We start from the raw sequence: 18989 nt of genomic DNA, 5'->3' as shown, positions 1-18989 counted from the left end.
ATCGGCGAAGGTGAGTTGATGGCTCATGATGTCCCTCTGGGATGCGCTCCGGATGAATATGATGATCTCATATCAGGAACTTGTTCGCACCTTCCCTAATTACCTGTAGCGAGTCAAATCAGCGGACAAATTTCCACACAGAGGATGGGATTTTGTCATAAAGTTTATTCATTGTTAACTCGGCGAGGCGGTGATCCGCAGCTGAGTAAAACACCGCCAATTCTGTATCGGACAGTTCGTATTTATTCTTTTCAATAACACGCTCAAGAGTATCAATTGTCTGGCAGCGGCGCAGGCGCATTAAATAATCGGTTTTTGTTAATGGTTTATCGCACATGGTGTATTGCCTTAATTCATCATTTTATTTTTCGAGAGAGAGGCTAACGGGGTTAGCTCTGCTTGCATTGACGAAGCACCGGAACAGGCGGTTACCTGACTTATGCCACTTCTGGAGATCTTTCGCATCAATGCCGTAGTTGCTAAAAAGAGTGAAGGTATCGTCCAGATACTCGTCGATTTGTTCAATCAATTTACTGTCATCATCGTACTTAATCTTATAATTAAGTGCGAAAGTGGCGATATGTTCAATTAAGTCGTTCAGTTGGAGGTTTATGGCTGATGTCGGATCATTAACCCAACCCCGGTTAGTTTCACCCAGATTCGCCAAACAGTCATGATAGAGACTTTCACAGAGGAAACGTAACTGGGCTATATCATGCCGTTTTGGTGAGTACTCGTCCATCTTGCATCCCCCATTATCAGACATTCGGATAAATACCGCGGGCTAGCGTGAACACACCATCTGGTGGAGATGAATTTGTTTTGCCATATACTTACAATGATAACTATAAATCACTGCGGGTTCTTTTTCCTTCTGCGATTACGAAAAATTACAATTACGACTACATGTTTCTCGTATTCGTCACCGACGTAATTAAACACCTCTTTTCCGGAAGGTTTATCAGATTAGCACAAGTATAACACACTGATTCTTTTCGGACTTATCGGAAAACCTTTTGATTCTATCGGTATTAACACGACATTTGCCTGCTAAATATCAAAACGGATAACCGCGACATGAAATACGACACAGGAAACAGGAAGGTTTACTGAACAGATTGCTATGCTAGCGCTAATTCACCAGTAACACAATTGGTGTGCCACGTTTTAGTTGGGAAATGAGGGGTACATTCAAAATATAGCGCACGGTTTGCATTATGACGTAAAAAAAGGCCGCATATGCGGCCTTTTAGGATGGTCAGTGGGTTATCACTGCTTAGGTTCTACTTTATGTGTATGTTCAATATCTTCACCCTTACGGCCGAAGCGACGACGAACAACCACAAAGAACACCGGTACAAAGAACAGCGCCAGCACGGTTGCGGTAACCATACCACCTGTTACCCCGGTACCTACTGCGTTCTGCGCACCGGAACCGGCACCAGAGCTGATAACCAGCGGCAGTACCCCGAGGATAAAGGCCAGTGAGGTCATCAGAATGGGGCGCAAACGCATCCGTACCGCATCGAGGGTAGCCTCGATCAGGCCTTTGCCTTCTTTCTCCATCAGGTCTTTGGCAAACTCGACGATAAGTATCGCGTTCTTCGCCGACAGACCAATAGTGGTCAACAGGCCCACCTGGAAGTACACGTCGTTATTCATCCCGCGCATACTGGCCGCCAGCAGGGCACCGACAACCCCCAGTGGCACCACCAGCATAACCGAGAACGGAATCGACCAGCTCTCATACAGCGCAGCCAGACACAGGAATACCACGATCAGTGATATAGCATACAGTGACGGCGCCTGGTTGCCGGACAACCGTTCCTGGTAGGACATACCGGTCCAGTCATAACCGATCCCGGTTGGCAATTTAGCAACCAGTTGTTCCATCAACGCCATCGCTTCACCGGTACTTCTGCCCGGCGCAGACTGACCAAGGATTTCCATCGACGGTAAGCCGTTATAGCGTTCCAGACGCGGAGAATCATACTCCCACTTGGTGCTGGCAAAAGCGGAGAACGGCACCATCTGGCCATTAGTCCCGCGCACATACCAGGTATTCACATCAGACGGCAGCATACGATACTGCGCCTCGGACATCACATACACCTTCTTCACGCGGCCACGGTCGATGAAGTCATTGACGTAGCTACTCCCCCAGGCGGCCCCCAGGGTGGTGTTGATGTCGCTGATGCTGACACCCAGTGCCTGCGCTTTTTCCTGATCAATATCGATTTTAAACTGCGGGGTATCTTCCATCCCGTTCGGGCGAACACCCACCAGCAGATCCGGGTGTTTGGCCACTTCACCAAACAGCTGGTTACGGGCCTGGGTCAGTTTTTCGTGGCCGAGGCCACCCTGATCGATCAGTTCGAAGTCAAACCCGGTAGCGGTACCCAGCTCAACGATCGCCGGCAGGTTAAAGGCAAACACCATGGCGTCTTTAATCCCGGCAAAATACTGGCTGGCGCGGGCGGCGATGGCCGGTACTTTGTGCTCTTCGCCCTCACGTTCAGACCAGTCTTTCAGGGAGATAAACGCCAGACCCACGTTCTGCCCCTGGCCTGAGAAGCCGAAGCCGTTGATGGCAAAGACCGATTTCACCGTGTCTTTTTCATGGGTCAGGTAGTAATCCGTTACCTGGTCCATGACCTTCTGGGTGCGCTCCTGGGTCGCCCCGGCAGGTAGCTGGATCATACTCAGCAGTACCCCCTGGTCTTCGTCAGGCAGGAACGAACTTGGCAGACGGATAAACAGCACCGCCATGGCAACCACCAGCAGCAGATACAGCACCAGATAACGACCGGTACTGCGCAGGATATTGCCTACGCTCTCGGTGTAGTGATCGGTACTCTTATCGAACAAGCGGTTAAACCAGCCAAAGAAACCTTTCTTGCCTTCCCCGTGGTCACCTTTTTTGACCGGTTTGAGCATGGTGGCACACAGTGCCGGGGTCAGGATCATTGCCACCAGAACCGACAGCACCATCGCGGAAACGATAGTAATCGAGAACTGGCGGTAAATCGCCCCGGTAGAACCACCGAAGAACGCCATCGGCACGAATACCGCGGACAGTACCATGGCGATACCGACCAGCGCCCCCTGGATCTGGCCCATTGACTTACGGGTCGCCTCTTTGGGGGGAAGGCCTTCCTCGACCATCACACGTTCCACGTTCTCCACCACCACGATGGCGTCATCCACCAGCAAGCCGATGGCGAGCACCATGGCGAACATCGTCAGGGTATTTATTGAGAACCCGAACGCCGCCAGGATGGCGAATGTCCCCAGCAATACCACCGGCACTGCAATGGTCGGGATAAGCGTCGCGCGGAAGTTTTGCAGGAACAGGAACATCACCACAAACACCAGCACGATAGCTTCCGCCAGGGTTTTTACCACTTCAAAAATCGAGATTTTAATGAAGGGGGTGGTGTCATAGGGGTAAACCACTTCCAGGCCATGCGGGAAGTAAGGTTTCAGCTTCTCAACCGTGGCGCGTACCGCATTGGCAGTATCCAGGGCGTTAGCGCCGGTAGCCAGTTTAATCCCCAGGCCGGATGCCGGTTTACCGTTGAATTTGGCGACAACGTCATAGCTCTCACCGCCTAACTCCACTTTCGCCACATCTTTCAGCAGAACCCGGGAACCGTCCTGATTCACCTTGAGGAAGATGTTCCCGAACTCTTCAGCACTGGTCAGACGGGTCTGGGCGGTGATTGAGGCGTTCAGCTGCTGGCCTTTAACCGCCGGCGCACCGCCTAATTGCCCTGCGGCAACCTGGGCGTTCTGCGCTTTGATAGCGGCAATCACATCCACCGGTGTCAGCTGGTAATTATTCAGTTTGTTCGGATCCATCCAGATACGCATCGCATACTGGGCACCAAACAGCTGAACGTCACCCACGCCATTCGCACGGCTGATCGGGTCTTTGAGGTTGGAAGAGAGATAGTCAGCGATATCGTTCTGGTCCATTGAACCATCGGTGCTTATCATCCCCAATACCATCAGGAAGCTACTGGAGGATTTTTTAACCCCGATCCCCTGTTGCTGAACTTCTTGCGGCAGCAGCGGCGTGGCCAGTGACAGTTTGTTCTGAACCTGAACCTGGGCAATATCCGGATCGGTACCGGAATCAAAGGTCAGCGTGATGGTCATCGCACCAGAAGAGTCACTGGTCGATGACATGTACAGCAGGCCATCGATACCGTTCATATTCTGTTCGATAACCTGCGTCACAGTATCCTGCACGGTTTTCGCATCGGCACCAGGGTAGACGGCGGTTACCTGAACGGAGGGCGGCGCAATGGTTGGATATTGCGCTACCGGCAACTTCAGGATGGACAACGCCCCTGCCAGCATGATGATGATAGCGATAACCCATGCAAAAATAGGGCGATCGATAAAAAACTTAGCCATGTCTTAACGGCTCCTGCTTGAGTTAAGACTTAGTTTGTTCAGTCTTTGCCTGGGCCGCGTCAGCCACTTCTTGTGGTTTTACCTGAACGCCAGGTTTTACCTTCTGCAAACCGGTGACAATGACCCGGTCGCCGTCTTTCAGGCCATCCGTTACCAGCCATTTGTCACCAATAGCGGTAGGGGCGACAACCTGGCGGAGTTCGACTTTATTATCTGCGCCGACCACCATCGCGGAAGCATCACCGCGCGGTGTACGGGTAACCCCCTGTTGCGGTACCAGCAGTGCATCCTGGCGCACGCCTTCTTCCAGTTTTGCTCTGACGAACATGCCTGGCAGCAGGGTGTGGTCCGGGTTAGGGAAAATAGCCCGCAGCGTAATAGAACCGGTGGTTTGATCGACGGTCACATCCGAGAACTGCAAACTCCCGGTCTGTGGGAAGGCCACCCCTTCAGAGGTCACAACGGTCACCCGGGCTTTGCCGTTTTCCTGTTTCAGGGTACCGTCAGCCATTTCCTGTTTCAGGCGCAGGAAGTCGTTACTGGACTGGGTAACATCCACATAAATAGGATCTAACTGCTGAACCGTTGCCATGGCCGTTGCCTGGCCGTTTTGCACCAGTGCCCCTTCGGTCACGGCAGATTTACCAATCCGGCCAGTAATCGGGGAGGTGACTTTGGTATAGGCGAGGTTAATTCGTGCGGTTTCGACGGCGGCTTTAGCGGCGACCACAGCGGCGTTGGCCTGCTGCAAATCTGCCACCGCAGAGTCGTAGTCCTGCTGACTGATATATTTAGTACCCAGCAGCGGTTTGTAGCGGTTAACGGTGAGCTGGGCAATTTTTGCCGCAGCCTGCGCTTTGGCCAGGTCACCTTTGGCGCTTTCATAAGTGGCCTGATAGGTGGCGGGATCAATCTGATATAAGGATACCCCGGCCTGGACATCACTGCCCTCAATGAAGTTCCGTTTCAGAATAATACCGCTCACCTGAGGACGAACTTCCGCAACGCGGTATGCGTTGGTGCGGCCGGGCAATTCCGTGGTAATCGGCAGCGCTTGTGCTTTTAGCGTAACGATACCGACTTCCGGCGCTGCCGGCGCCTGCTGCTGAGCATCTTTATTATCACATCCTGTTAACACGGTGCTACCCGCGAGCATCAGAACGACCGCCAGAGGCGTTAACCCTCTGTTTTTGTTCATAGGTAGACCTCAAGTGTCCGATTTGAAAATAGTTCAATGGGTTGATGGGGTAAAAGCCATTGTCGCTTTATATTATTGTCACGCTATGGTACATACATTCATAACTGTATGTAACGCTACTGTCTGTAAATCCACACTCCTATGGCACGAAAAACCAAACAACAAGCGCTCGAAACAAAAAGGCAGATCATTGATGTAGCGATACGATTATTCTCGCAACAGGGTGTTTCCGCTACCTCTTTAGCGGATATCGCTAAAGCGGCAGGCGTAACGCGTGGTGCAATCTACTGGCATTTTCGTAACAAATCCGATTTGTTTAATGAAATATGGCAATCCTCAGGGGTCAGCATCAGCGACGTAGAGCTTGAGTATCAGGCAAAATACCCCGATGATCCACTCAGAGTGATGAGAGAAATTCTAATATATATTCTCCAGGCCACGGTGGTAGAAGAAAGGCGTCGCCTGATGATGGAGATATTATTTCATAAATGCGAGTTCGTCGGGGAGATGACCGCCGCCCGGGATGCCCAATTAAAACTGTGCATGGAAGGCTATGATCGTATCGGCAACGCCATACAACGCTGCACTGAGGCCGGAATGTTACCGGCGGATCTGCATATCCATCGCGCGGCGGTGCTGATGCGCAGCTATGTCTGCGGCCTGATGGAAAACTGGCTGTTTGCTCCACATCTTTTTGATTTAAAAGAAGAGTCTTCGGTATACGTCGATATTTTTATTGAGATGCTACAGCGCTGCCCTTCGGTGCGACAGGCGGATTCTTCTGCGGAGAAAATCGGCTAACTTCCGGCGGGAAATGATTCGCTATTATATTTACACTTCGTGCCATCTCCTCTGCTATTCAGTGCCCGGAAGCCATGCTATTCTGCCGGGCTACATCCCCCACCCGGGGGCTAAAAATTCCCTTTTTATTCGCAACACATATAGATTATGCAGCTCAACATGCCGTCGCGGAAAATGACGTCCGCTTTTGTCTTTATTCTGTATTTGATGTTCGGATGCTTTGTCAGTTATTCCTCAGCTGGTTATGCGGCGCCGTCCGCCAGTGGGGATTTGCCCACCAGTGATGATATTCAGGCACAGCTTCAGGCGCTGACCAAACAAAAAAACCTCTCCGCCCAGGATAAACTGGTCGAGCAGGATCTCACCCAAACCCTCGACGTGCTGGAAAAAATCAGCCGGGTAAAACAAGAGACCAGCCAGCTGCAGGCGCAAGTCAAAGCAGCACCGGATCAGCTGCGTCAGGCGACGGACAATCTCAATGCCCTGGCCGGCCAGGACAGCGACGATGTGGTGGCCAAAAACTTTGCCGGTATGACACTGCGCCAGCTGGAGGCGAAACTCTCCGCTATTAGCGAGGATTTACAGGCTGAGCAAAACAACCTCGCCACCTATAACAGCCAACTGGTGACCATGCAAACCCAGCCTGAGCGGGCGCAGACCGCAATGCTGTCTGCCTCCCAGCAGTTGCAACAGGTGCGCAATGCGCTCAACGGCACCAGCGGCGGCGGGGCGCTACGCCCCTCCCAGCAGGTGCAGTTACAGGCCCAGCAAGTGCTGTTACAGGCCCAGATCGATCAGCAGCGCAAAAGCCTGGAAGGGAATACCGCCATTCAGGACGCGCTGCAAAAACAGCGAGACTATTCCAGCGAGCGGATTAACCTGCTGGAGCGCCAGATGCAACTGGTGCAGCAGGCGGCAAGTAATAAACGCCTCTCGCTAACGGAGCGCACGGTCCAGGAAGCGGTCACCCCGGAAGATTCTTCGCGGATCCAGAATAACCCGCTGGTGCGCCAGGAAATGGACGTTAACCAGCAACTGAGCCAGCGCCTGCTGGCGGCGACCCAGAGCGGTAATGAACTGGTGGCGCGCAATGTGCAGGTTAAAAACTGGCTGGACCGCGCCCAGCAATCGGAACATACCCTCAAAGAGCAAATCTCGGTGCTCAAAGGCAGCCTGCTGCTGTCGCGTATTCTCTACCAGCAGCAGCAAACGCTGCCCTCTGCCGATGAGCTGGAGGACATGAGCGATCGTATCGCGGATTTACGCCTCGAACAGTTCAATGTGAACCAGCAGCGTGATGAGCTGTTCCAGACCGATGCAGTGGTCGCCAAACTGGAAGAGGGGCATAAAGATGAGGTGAACGGCGAAGTGCACGACGCGCTGCTTCAGCTGATGGATATGCGCCGGGAGCTGCTTGATCAACTGAATAAACAGCTTGGCTCCCAGTTGATGATGTCGATTAACCTGCAAGTCAATCAGCAGCAGTTAATGAGTGTCAGCCAGACCCTGCGGAAAATGCTGACCCAGCAGATCTTCTGGGTAAACTCCAACAAGCCGATGAACTGGGACTGGTTTAAAGCCTTCCCCCAGGCCCTGAAATCCCAGGTGAAGTCGCTGAAGGTCACCACCAACTGGCATAAAGCGCTGAACTCTGGCTTTGTGGCCTTCCTCGCCGGATTACCGCTGCTGCTGATCGCCGGGCTGATCCGCTGGCGCTTTGTCTGGATGAACCAGTATCTGGCCAGGCTGAACAGCGAAGTGGGGCAGTTTCGCCACGACTCTCATCTGCACACCCCGAAGGCGATAGGTATCAACCTGCTCAAAGCCTTGCCGGTGTGTTTGATTATTCTCGCCGTGGGGCTGATCCTCTACGCGATGGAGCTCAATATCAGCGAATTGCTGTGGAGTTTTGCCAAACAACTGGCGCTGTTCTGGCTGGTGTTTGGGTTGTGCTGGCGGATTCTGGAAAAAGACGGCGTGGCTATCCGCCACTTTTCAATGCCGGACGCGCGCACCAGCCACTGGCGGCGCCAGATTGTTCGCATTAGCCTGGCGCTGTTACCGTTGCTGTTCTGGATAGTCATTGGCGAGCTGACCCCGTTGAGCCTGATGGACGACGTCATGGGCCAGTTTATGATGTTTATTAACCTGCTGGTGATTGCGGTACTGGTGTGGCCAATGTGCCGCGACAGCTGGCGGGATAAAGAATCCCACGCCCTGCGGCTGGTGACCATTACGCTGCTCTCGATAATTCCGGTGGCGCTGCTGGTGCTGACCTCAATGGGCTACTTCTACACCACGCTGCGCCTGGCGGGCCGCTGTATTGAAACGGTCTACCTGGTGATTGTCTGGAACCTGCTGTACCAGACGGTGCTGCGCGGGTTGAGTATTGCCGCCCGGCGTATTGCCTACCGCCGCGCCGTGGCGCGCCGTCAGAATACCGTAAAAGAAGGGGCCGAAGGGGCCGAGCCGGTTGAAGAGCCGCCCCTGGGGCTGGATCAGATCAACCAGCAAACGTTGCGTATTGCCGTGCTGCTGATGTTCGCGCTGTTTGGTCTGCTGTTCTGGGCAATATGGTCGGATTTGATCACCGTCTTTACCTATCTGGACAGCATTACCCTGTGGCACGCCAGCGGTACCGACGCCACCGGGGCGGTAACCCGTAATGTGACCCTCGGCAGCCTGCTGTTTGCGGTGATAGCCTTTATGGTTTCCTGGGCGCTGATCAAAAACTTACCCGGCCTGCTGGAAGTGCTGGTCCTGTCGCGGCTTAAAATGCGCCAGGGGGCGTCTTATGCCATTGTTACTATTCTCAACTACGCCATTATCGCGATTGGGGCGATGGTGGTGTTTGGCTCCCTCGGGGTCTCCTGGGGCAAATTGCAGTGGCTGGCGGCGGCACTATCGGTCGGCCTGGGGTTTGGTTTACAGGAGATCTTCGGGAACTTTGTCTCCGGCCTGATTATCCTGTTTGAACGCCCGGTGCGCATCGGCGATACCGTGACCATCGGGACATTCTCCGGGACGGTGAGTAAGATCCGTATCCGCGCCACCACCATTACCGATTTTGACCGTAAAGAGGTCATTATCCCCAATAAGGCGTTCGTTACCGAAAGGCTGATCAACTGGTCGCTGTCCGATACCATCACCCGGGTGGTTATCCAACTGGGGGTGGCGTATGGCTCCGATCTGGACAAAGTGCGGGAGATTTTACTCAAAGCGGCCAAAGAACATCCGCGGGTGATGCACGATCCGGAACCGACAGTGTTCTTCACCACCTTTGGGGCCAGCACCCTGGATCACGAACTGCGGCTCTATGTGCGGGAGCTGCGCGATCGCAGCTACACCGTTGATGAGCTGAACCGTACTATTGATCGTCTCTGCCGGGAAAACGGCATTGATATCGCGTTCAACCAGCTTGAAGTGCATTTACACAATGCCAGCGGAGAGCAGGTCACGGAGGTTAAACGCGATCTGGATGGTAAACAGACCGGCGAGCTGCCTGCGGCGTAAGCCGGTCAATCCCCTAACAGGAGGCGGAATCCGCCTCCTGTTTTCGCAAATAATCCTGGCGCACAATCTCCAGCGCTGCCAGCACGGTCGCTGTTGGGATCTGATGTTGTTCCAGTAACATAATCAAATCGACGGCCAGTTTTACCTCGTCCGGTGCCTGTTCAAGTGCCATATTTTCTACCTGTGGTGAAGTGAATGGGGGGATTACGTACCGCGCTAGCGGGTACGCCGCGCCAGCTGACGCACGATGTTATCCAGCGCTTCCCGGCAGCGGGCGAGGCGGCCTTCCAGCACCGTCACCTCACGGGCCAGGCGCTGTTGCTCATCAAATTGCCGGGCGTCATTCCACTGCTGACGGCGCTGCTGGCACATGGCCAGCAAGCGGCGCTCATACTCCTGATGCTGTAATAACTGGCGGTGCAGCCGGCCAGTGTACAGGTGGGCAGAGTCATGGCCACGCAGCTGCCAGGTGGCGGCTTCCCGGCTCAGGGCGGCGATTTGATTCACCAGGTGTTCAGCCAGCCAGGAGACTTTTGCGTTATCCTGGACCGCAACAGCACTGCGCAGATGATTGAGGTTTTGCTCTGTTTCCTGCAAATAGTCTCCCATACGCGACGATCGGCACTGAAACAGCTGCCGGTCAAAGCGGGGAGTCAGGGCGTTATGGGCGGCCAGCGGCGCGATTTGCGCATTCAGCGCCGCACATTGTTCGGTTAGGCGATCTATCAGTAGCCGGGTTTTCATCGTGCTCCGTGGGTCGGTTTCACTGTGTTAACATCATGTCACCAGATAGATGGGCAACGGATACGCTATGCATCGTACCATTTTACTCATTATTGGCTGGCTAGCGGTAGGGCTGGCGACCCTCGGTGTGGTATTACCGCTGCTGCCGACCACGCCTTTCCTGCTGTTGGCGGCCTGGTGTTTCGCCCGTTCGTCACCGCGTTTTCATCACTGGTTGCTCTACCGCTCGTGGTTTGGCAGTTATATCCGCTACTGGCAGCAGTACCGGGCAATGCCGCCTGGCGCAAAGCCCCGGGCCATGGGGTTCACGCTGGTGACCTTTGCGGTGTCGCTGTGGCTGGTGAACCTGCTGTGGGTGCGAATACTGCTGGTGGTTATCCTGATTGTGCTGCTACGCTTTTTATGGCGAATTCCGGTTGTTGATGGAAAACAATAAAAATCGTAAAGCTTTTCGGGAAGGTTGCATTTGTTGTCCGCAGCCAGTAAATTCGAGCGTTTTCGAGTACAGGTGCGTCCGGTTAAGGGATGAACAACGGATATGGCCGGAGCCGCCAACCGCCCTGTAAGTAACATGTTTTTATCAGGCAAATACCCATGACCGCGACTGCGCAACAGCTTGAATTTCTCAAAAACAGCATTAAGAGCGTTCAGGATTACCCAAAACCGGGCATCTTGTTCCGTGACGTCACCAGCCTGCTGGAAGATCCTAACGCTTATGCGCTCAGCATTGAGTTGCTGGTAGCGAAATATAAGGCCGCCGGGATCACCAAAGTCGTTGGTACCGAAGCACGTGGTTTTCTGTTTGGCGCGCCGGTAGCCCTGGCAATGGGCGTTGGTTTTGTTCCGGTACGCAAACCGGGCAAATTACCCCGGGAAACCATCGCCGAGAGCTACGAGCTGGAATACGGCACCGATCAGCTGGAAATTCACGTTGATGCCATTAAACCCGGCGATAAAGTGCTGGTGGTGGATGATCTGCTGGCCACCGGCGGCACTATTGAAGCCACCGCCAAACTGATTCGTCGGCTGGGCGGTGATGTACAGGATGCCGCTTTCGTGATTAATTTATTTGATCTGGGCGGCGAACAGCGTCTGGAGCAGCAAGGCATCCATTGTTACAGCCTGGTGCCGTTCCCCGGCCACTAAGCCCCGGCTTAATAACCGTGAAGTACAGCCTCGCCGTTCTGGTGGGGCTGTGTTAGCATTACCGCCTGTTATTCACCTTCCCGCAATGTAGAAATTCTCTGATGAGCTACCAGGTCTTAGCCCGTAAATGGCGCCCGCAAACATTTGCCGATGTGGTTGGACAGCAGCACGTGCTGACCGCGCTGGCGAACGGTTTAACCATGGGGCGCATCCACCATGCTTACTTGTTTTCCGGTACGCGTGGGGTGGGGAAAACCTCGATTGCCCGTTTGCTGGCGAAGGGGCTGAATTGTGAAACCGGTATTACGGCCACCCCGTGTGGGGTCTGTCAGAACTGCCGGGAAATAGAACAAGGCCGCTTTGTCGATTTAATCGAGATAGACGCCGCCTCACGCACTAAGGTAGAAGATACCCGGGAATTACTGGATAACGTCCAGTACGCCCCCGCCCGAGGCCGCTTCAAGGTTTATCTGATCGACGAAGTGCACATGCTGTCCCGGCACAGTTTTAATGCGCTGTTAAAAACCCTTGAAGAGCCGCCGGAGCACGTGAAGTTTCTGCTGGCCACCACGGACCCGCAAAAACTGCCGGTGACCATTTTATCCCGCTGTCTGCAATTTCATCTCAAGGCCCTGGATGTCGGGCAGATCCGCGAACAGCTGGAGCATATCCTCACCGCAGAGCAGGTGGTGTTTGAACCCCGGGCCCTGCAATTGCTGGCCCGCTCTGCGGAAGGCAGCCTGCGCGATGCGCTAAGCCTGACCGATCAGGCCATTGCCAGTGGCGACGGCCAGGTCACCGCCAGTGCGGTTAGCACCATGCTCGGCACCCTGGATGATGACCAGGCCCTCTCGCTGGTCGAGGCAATTGCCGGTGCCGAAGGCGATAAGGTCATGGCGCTGGTCAATGACGCCGCCGCCCGCGGGGCTGACTGGGAAGCGCTGCTGGTTGAAATGCTCAGCCTGCTGCACCGGGTGGCGATGCTTCAGTTGTCGCCGGGTGCCCTCGGTGAGGATATGGCCACCATTGAGCAGCGGATGCGCGAACTGGCGCGTTCGGTTCCGCCTGCGGATGTCCAGCTCTACTACCAGACGCTGTTAGTGGGGCGTAAAGAGTTATCCTGGGCGCCGGATCGCCGGATGGGGGTCGAAATGACCCTGTTACGGGCGCTGGCGTTTCACCCGGTGAACCCGCTTCCGGAGCCGGAGCTCCCCGTGGGGAAGCCGTTACCTCCTCAGGGAGGTAGCCAGACAACGCGCAGCGCGCCGGATATGCAACCTTCGGCCCCGGCGCAGCAGTATGCCGCGCCATCCCCGGCGGCCAGCGCGGTGCCGCTCCCGGATGCCACCAGTCAGGTGCTCCAGGCGCGCAGCCAGTTAAATCGCCAGGGGGGAACCCGGGCAAAAAAGAATGAACCGGCAGCGCAGGGTACTTCCGCGCGGCCGGTAGCCAGCAGCGCGCTGGAAAGACTGGCCTCGTTTGCGGATAGGGTTCCCGCCCGCCCGGCACCGTCGGCGCTGGAGCAACCTCCGGCGAAGAAAGACGCTTACCGCTGGACCTCCACGGCCAAAGTGGAAGAGGTCCCGGAAGTGGTCGCCACGCCAAAAGCGCTGAAAAAGGCCCTGGAACACGAGAAAACGCCGGAACTGGCGGCAAAACTGGCCGACGAGTCCCTGGCGCGTGACCCGTGGGCGGCGGAGATCCAGCAACTGGTGGTACCGAAACTGGTCCAGCAGCTGGCGCTGAATGCCTGGAAAGAGCAGCAGGGCGAACAGCAGGTGTGTTTGCATCTGCGGCCTGCCCAGCGCCATCTTAACTCCCCGTCGGCCCAGAAGACGCTGGCGGAGGCAATGGCGGCCCATTATGGCCGGCCCATTGAACTGACTATCATTGAAGATGATAATCGTGCCATTCTGACGCCACTGGAGTGGCGCCAGGCGATTTATGAAGAGAAGCTGGCGCAGGCGCGCGAGTCTATCTTGTCGGATAATAATATCCAGACCCTGCGCCGTTTCTTCGATGCGGATCTGGATGAAGACAGTATTCGACCACTGTGATGTGTTGCATTGCTGCACATTGGTATCTTTAACTGCCGCTATGCGTTGTTGCGATGAGGCGGCCCGAGCAAAAGAGAGAAGCGTATGTTTGGTAAAGGCGGTCTGGGTAATCTGATGAAGCAAGCCCAGCAGATGCAGGAAAAAATGCAGCAGATGCAGGAAGAAGTCGCCAAACTGGAAGTGACCGGTGAGTCTGGCGCAGGCCTGGTAAAAGTGACCATTAACGGGGCCCACAACTGCCGCCGCGTTGAAATTGACCCGAGCCTGCTGGAAGATGACAAAGACATGCTGGAAGATCTGGTTGCTGCGGCCTTCAACGATGCGGCGCGCCGTATTGAAGAAACCCAGAAAGAGAAGATGGCCTCTGTCTCTTCTGGTATGCAGCTGCCGCCGGGCTTCAAGATGCCGTTCTGATGCAAACCAGCCCACTGTTAACGCAGTTAATGGAAGCACTGCGCTGCCTGCCTGGGGTCGGCCCCAAGTCAGCGCAGCGCATGGCGTTTGCCCTGCTACAGCGCGATCGTAGCGGGGGAATGCGCCTGGCCCAGGCACTGACCCGGGCCATGTCGGAAATCGGCCACTGTGCCGATTGCCGCACCTTCACGGAACAGGAAGTCTGCCACATTTGCGCCAATCCCCGCCGCCAGGAAAACGGCCAGATTTGCGTGGTGGAGAGCCCGGCAGATATCTACGCCATTGAGCAGACCGGCCAGTTTTCCGGGCGCTATTTTGTCCTGATGGGGCATCTGTCGCCGCTGGATGGCATTGGCCCGGAAGATATCGGCCTTGATCGGCTGGAGCAGCGGCTGGGCAGTGAAAAGATCCAGGAAGTGATCCTCGCCACCAACCCCACGGTAGAGGGCGAAGCCACCGCCAACTACATTGCCGGACTGTGTGCGGAATATGGCGTTGAAGCCAGCCGTATTGCCCACGGTGTACCGGTAGGCGGCGAACTGGAAATGGTGGATGGTACCACCTTGTCCCATTCGCTGTTGGGGCGCCAGAAGGTTAAATATTAATCAATCGGAGCGTGACATGATGCGCTCCGCTTGAATTCCCCCGCCAACATCCCCATCTCTGCCTCATCGTTTTTATCGTTGCCGGAAAAGCACACTCTGGCGGATAACTTTCTGTTTAAGACAGTTTATTGAGGTATAACACTATGAAAGGACAAGAGACGCGTGGCTTCCAGTCAGAAGTAAAACAGCTTCTGCACCTGATGATCCACTCGCTTTATTCAAATAAAGAAATCTTCCTGCGTGAACTGATCTCTAACGCCTCCGATGCGGCAGACAAACTGCGGTTTCGCGCACTGTCTCAGGCGGACCTCTACGAGGGGGACGGCGAGCTGCGGGTTCGCGTCTCTTTTGATAAAGACAAACGCACCCTGACCATTGCCGATAACGGCATCGGGATGACCCGCGATGAGGTAATTGATCACCTCGGGACCATCGCCAAATCCGGCACCAAAGCATTCCTGGAATCAATGGGTTCCGATCAGGCAAAAGACAGCCAACTGATTGGCCAGTTCGGGGTGGGGTTCTATTCTGCCTTTATCGTGGCTGACAAGGTGACGGTACGCACCCGCGCCGCCGGTGTTCCGGCTGACCAGGGGGTATTCTGGGAATCCGCCGGGGAAGGGGAATACACCGTTGCCGATATCACCAAACAGGATCGCGGCACCGAAATCACCCTGCACCTGCGTGAAGGCGAAGATGAATTCCTCGACGACTGGCGTGTGCGTTCGATCATCAGCAAATATTCTGACCATATCGCCCTGCCGGTTGAAATCGAAACCCGGGAAGAGAAAGACGGCGAAACCGTCATCGGCTGGGAAAAGATCAACAAAGCCCAGGCGCTGTGGACCCGCAACAAAGCGGACATCAGCGATGAAGAATACAACGAGTTTTATAAACACGTTTCCCATGACTACAGCGATCCGCTGGCCTGGAGCCACAACCGGGTAGAGGGGAAACAGGAATATACCAGCCTGCTGTATATCCCTTCCCAGGCTCCCTGGGATATGTGGAACCGCGACCATAAACACGGCCTGAAACTGTACGTGCAGCGCGTGTTTATCATGGACGACGCCGAACAGTTTATGCCGAACTACCTGCGCTTCGTGCGCGGGCTGATAGACTCTAACGATCTGCCGCTCAACGTCTCCCGTGAGATCCTCCAGGACAGCAGTGTCACCCGTAGCCTGCGCAGCGCGCTGACCAAACGCGTGTTGCAGATGCTGGAACGGCTGGCCAAAGACGACAGCGAAAAATACCAGACCTTCTGGAAACAGTTCGGTATGGTGCTGAAAGAGGGCCCGGCCGAAGATCAGCCTAACCAGCAGGCGATTGCCAAACTGCTGCGTTTTGCCTCTACCCATAACGACAGTGCTGCCCAGACCGTTTCGCTGGATGACTATATCGCCCGCATGAAAGACGGCCAGGAAAAAATCTACTACATCACCGCGGACAGCTATGCGGCGGCGAAGAGCAGCCCGCATCTGGAACTGCTGCGTAAGAAAGGGATTGAAGTGCTGCTGTTGTCCGATCGTATCGACGAATGGATGATGAGCTACCTGACCGAGTTCGACGGTAAATCCTTCCAGTCCGTGGCGAAAGCCGATGCCTCACTGGATAAACTGGCGGATGACGTAGACGACAGCACCAAAGAAGCTGAAAAAGCGCTGGAGCCGTTTGTTGAGCGTGTCAAAACCCTGCTTGGCGATCGGGTGAAAGAGGTGCGCCTGACCCACCGCCTGACGGATACCCCGGCTATCGTGGTGACCGACAGCGATGAAATGAGCACCCAGATGGCGAAACTGTTCGCCGCGGCAGGCCAGGAGGTTCCTGAGGTGAAATACCTGTTCGAACTGAACCCGGATCACCCGCTGGTAAAACGCGCTGCCGATACCCAGGACGATGCCCGGTTTGGGGAGTGGATTGAGGTACTGCTGGATCAGGCACTGTTTGCCGAACGCGGTACGCTGGAAGATCCGAACCTGTTTATCAAACGGGTAAATGATCTGCTTATCTAATCGCGGCCGGGTTATTTGCTAACCGGAACGCGAAGCGGGCGGCCTGCGGGCCGCCTTTTTTTTGCCCCATTTGGCCGCCAGAGACCCACCCTGAACAATATATTGTCTGTTAACCGTTTCAGCCCGCGTCTCATTGTTGAGCCATACCCGGTGTAGTGGTATGGTTTAGCGCATTTTGAAAAATTAAACAAAATTGAAGGGGATTTTCGCAATGCGTATTATTCTGCTTGGCGCTCCGGGCGCGGGTAAAGGCACTCAGGCTCAGTTCATCATGGAGAAATACGGTATCCCGCAGATCTCCACCGGCGACATGCTGCGTGCCGCAGTAAAATCCGGTTCTGAACTGGGCAAGAAAGCAAAAGACATCATGGACGCCGGCAAACTGGTGACCGATGAACTGGTTATTGCACTGGTAAAAGAACGCATTGCTCAGGAAGACTGCCGTAATGGTTTCCTGCTGGACGGCTTCCCGCGCACCATTCCCCAGGCGGACGCCATGAAAGAAGCCGGTATCAGCGTTGATTACGTACTGGAATTTGATGTGCCTGACGATCTGATTGTCGATCGTATTATCGGCCGTCGGGTCCACGCCGCCTCTGGCCGGGTATATCACATCAAATACAATCCGCCGAAAGTGGAAGGTAAAGATGATGTCACCGGTGAAGAACTGACCACCCGTAAAGACGACCAGGAAGAGACCGTGCGTAAACGTCTGGTGGAATATCATCAGATGACCGCGCCGCTGATTGGCTACTACAGCAAAGAAGCGCAATCCGGCAACACCAAATACGCCAAAGTTGACGGCACCAAAGCCGTGGCTGATGTGCGCGTTGAGCTGGAAAAAATCCTCGGCTGATTTTCGTCAGCGGCGGACAGCAAAAAACCAGGCAAATGCCTGGTTTTTTATTACCAATAATAAAAGAATGTTGTCACTCTGTGCCATCATCATTACCTCTTTCACTGACAGGTTCGGCAGCCTGGATTTTCAGCTACACTATTCAGCCTCTTAGCGTGGAAAGGAGCGAATTTTGCGTCCGGAAAAACTGGGTATATTACTGGTAAACCTTGGCACACCCGATGCGCCAACCCCGTCAGCGGTCAAGCGCTATCTGCGCCAGTTCTTAAGCGATCCGCGGGTAGTGGATACCCCAAAGGCAATCTGGTGGCCATTACTGAATGGTGTGATCCTGCCGTTACGCTCCCGGCGGGTAGCGCGGCTCTACCGCTCTATCTGGATGGAGGAAGGTTCACCGCTGATGGCATACAGCCTGCGCCAGCAGCAGGCGCTGGCGGCATCCATCGGGCCCCATGTCCCTGTCGCCCTGGGCATGAGCTACGGTTCGCCGTCTCTGCAAAGTGCGGTGGATTCGCTGCTCGACCAGGGGGTTGATCGCCTGGTGGTGCTGCCGCTCTACCCGCAATACTCATGCTCCACTGTGGCGGCGGTATGGGATGAGCTGGCCCGCTGTCTGGCGGACAAACGGGCTATCCCGGGGATCACCTTTATTCGCGATTATGCGGACCACCCGGCCTACATTACCGCGCTGGCCGCCAGTGCCAAACGATCGTTCAGCGAACACGGGGAACCGGATCTGCTGCTGCTGTCTTATCACGGCATTCCCCAGCGTTACGCCCGGGAAGGGGACGACTACCCCGAGCGTTGCCGCACCACCACCCGGGAACTGGTGAACCTGCTGGGGCTGCCGCCAGAGAAAGTGATGATGACCTACCAGTCGCGCTTTGGCCGTGAACCCTGGCTGATGCCTTATACCGATGAGACCCTGAAAATGCTGGGTGAGAAAGGCGTCAAACATGTGCAGGTGATGTGTCCGGGCTTTTCCGCCGATTGTCTGGAGACCCTGGAGGAGATAGCTATCCAGAACCGGGAGGTGTTCATTGAAGCAGGCGGCGAACGCTATGAATATATTCCGGCCCTGAACGATCATCCGGATCATATTGCCATGATGCACCGCTTGATCAGCGGCGATCGGCCATAAGCCGCCGCTGGGGTTATCTCACGCGGTCAGTGCCCCCCGGGGCACAGGTTTGCCCCTGGGGGCACCGAGGGGCGGGG

16 protein-coding genes and 1 other annotated feature are annotated in these 18989 nt (G+C 55.1%); of the genes, 10 read left to right on the top strand and 6 right to left on the bottom strand.

The features are described from left to right. Positions 1–118 precede the first annotated feature (118 nt). From F9C28_RS06810 to F9C28_RS06795, 4 genes are all read right to left on the bottom strand, one after another. Positions 119–337 (bottom strand): HHA domain-containing protein, encoded by a 219-nt coding sequence (locus tag F9C28_RS06810; protein WP_199014485.1) that lies wholly within the window; start codon positions 335–337, stop codon positions 119–121. A gap of 24 nt (positions 338–361) precedes the next feature. Further along, the gene (tomB, locus tag F9C28_RS06805) at positions 362–742 is read right to left on the bottom strand and encodes an Hha toxicity modulator TomB (protein WP_199014484.1); all 381 of its coding nucleotides are present in this window, start codon (positions 740–742) and stop codon (positions 362–364) included. A gap of 527 nt (positions 743–1269) precedes the next feature. After that, on the bottom strand, positions 1270–4422 hold the full coding sequence (gene acrB / locus F9C28_RS06800; RefSeq protein WP_199014483.1) for a multidrug efflux RND transporter permease subunit AcrB: 3153 nt from the start codon (positions 4420–4422) through the stop codon (positions 1270–1272). Between the two features lie 22 nt (positions 4423–4444). Continuing rightward, entirely contained in the window at positions 4445–5620 is a 1176-nt protein-coding gene (locus F9C28_RS06795) for an efflux RND transporter periplasmic adaptor subunit (RefSeq protein ID WP_199014482.1), read from the bottom strand. A gap of 141 nt (positions 5621–5761) precedes the next feature. Here F9C28_RS06795 and acrR point away from each other — a divergent pair, with 141 nt between their 5' ends. Next, entirely contained in the window at positions 5762–6421 is a 660-nt protein-coding gene (acrR, locus tag F9C28_RS06790) for a multidrug efflux transporter transcriptional repressor AcrR (protein ID WP_199014481.1), read from the top strand. 159 nt (positions 6422–6580) lie between these two features. Further along, positions 6581–9934, top strand: coding sequence for a mechanosensitive channel MscK (mscK, locus tag F9C28_RS06785; RefSeq protein WP_269846416.1), 3354 nt, complete (start codon positions 6581–6583; stop codon positions 9932–9934). Between the two features lie 13 nt (positions 9935–9947). Here mscK and rsmS read toward each other — a convergent pair whose 3' ends face one another. Both rsmS and priC read right to left on the bottom strand, forming a co-directional pair. Beyond that, positions 9948–10106 carry a pleiotropic regulatory protein RsmS gene (gene rsmS / locus F9C28_RS06780; RefSeq protein ID WP_199014479.1) on the bottom strand — a complete coding sequence of 53 codons (159 nt, stop codon included), beginning with the start codon at positions 10104–10106 and terminating at the stop codon, positions 9948–9950. A gap of 44 nt (positions 10107–10150) precedes the next feature. After that, entirely contained in the window at positions 10151–10678 is a 528-nt protein-coding gene (priC, locus tag F9C28_RS06775) for a primosomal replication protein PriC (RefSeq protein WP_199014478.1), read from the bottom strand. A gap of 67 nt (positions 10679–10745) precedes the next feature. On the opposite strand from priC, the gene F9C28_RS06770 reads away from it, so the two are divergent. From F9C28_RS06770 to hemH, 8 genes are all read left to right on the top strand, one after another. Continuing rightward, a complete protein-coding gene (locus tag F9C28_RS06770; RefSeq protein ID WP_199014477.1) occupies positions 10746–11114 on the top strand; it encodes a DUF454 family protein in 369 nt (122 codons plus the stop codon). Positions 11115–11272: 158 nt separating this feature from the next. Continuing rightward, the gene (gene apt / locus F9C28_RS06765) at positions 11273–11824 is read left to right on the top strand and encodes an adenine phosphoribosyltransferase (RefSeq protein ID WP_199014476.1); all 552 of its coding nucleotides are present in this window, start codon (positions 11273–11275) and stop codon (positions 11822–11824) included. A 101-nt stretch (positions 11825–11925) separates the two neighbouring features. Continuing rightward, complete coding sequence (dnaX, locus tag F9C28_RS06760; RefSeq protein ID WP_199014475.1) at positions 11926–13881, top strand: DNA polymerase III subunit gamma/tau; 1956 nt, start codon at positions 11926–11928, stop codon at positions 13879–13881. Then, positions 13208–13275 (top strand) — a sequence feature (DnaX frameshifting element). (Overlaps the previous gene by 68 nt.) Before the next feature lie 84 nt (positions 13882–13965). After that, positions 13966–14295 (top strand): YbaB/EbfC family nucleoid-associated protein, encoded by a 330-nt coding sequence (locus F9C28_RS06755; protein WP_046276079.1) that lies wholly within the window; start codon positions 13966–13968, stop codon positions 14293–14295. Beyond that, entirely contained in the window at positions 14295–14900 is a 606-nt protein-coding gene (gene recR / locus F9C28_RS06750; RefSeq protein WP_199014474.1) for a recombination mediator RecR, read from the top strand. The genes F9C28_RS06755 and recR overlap by 1 nt, the downstream gene beginning before the upstream one ends. A gap of 143 nt (positions 14901–15043) precedes the next feature. After that, positions 15044–16915, top strand: coding sequence for a molecular chaperone HtpG (gene htpG / locus F9C28_RS06745; RefSeq protein WP_199014473.1), 1872 nt, complete (start codon positions 15044–15046; stop codon positions 16913–16915). 211 nt (positions 16916–17126) lie between these two features. Next, positions 17127–17771: an adenylate kinase gene (gene adk / locus F9C28_RS06740; RefSeq protein ID WP_199014472.1), complete on the top strand. Its 645-nt coding sequence runs from the start codon at positions 17127–17129 to the stop codon at positions 17769–17771. 172 nt (positions 17772–17943) lie between these two features. Continuing rightward, the gene (gene hemH / locus F9C28_RS06735) at positions 17944–18912 is read left to right on the top strand and encodes a ferrochelatase (protein ID WP_199014471.1); all 969 of its coding nucleotides are present in this window, start codon (positions 17944–17946) and stop codon (positions 18910–18912) included. Positions 18913–18989 lie beyond the last annotated feature (77 nt).

It is taken from the genome of Shimwellia pseudoproteus (assembly GCF_016415625.1).
Classification (GTDB): Bacteria; Pseudomonadota; Gammaproteobacteria; order Enterobacterales; family Enterobacteriaceae; genus Shimwellia; species Shimwellia pseudoproteus.
Note: the sequence above shows the minus strand (reverse complement) of the source record. Positions and strands in the feature narration are given on the sequence as shown.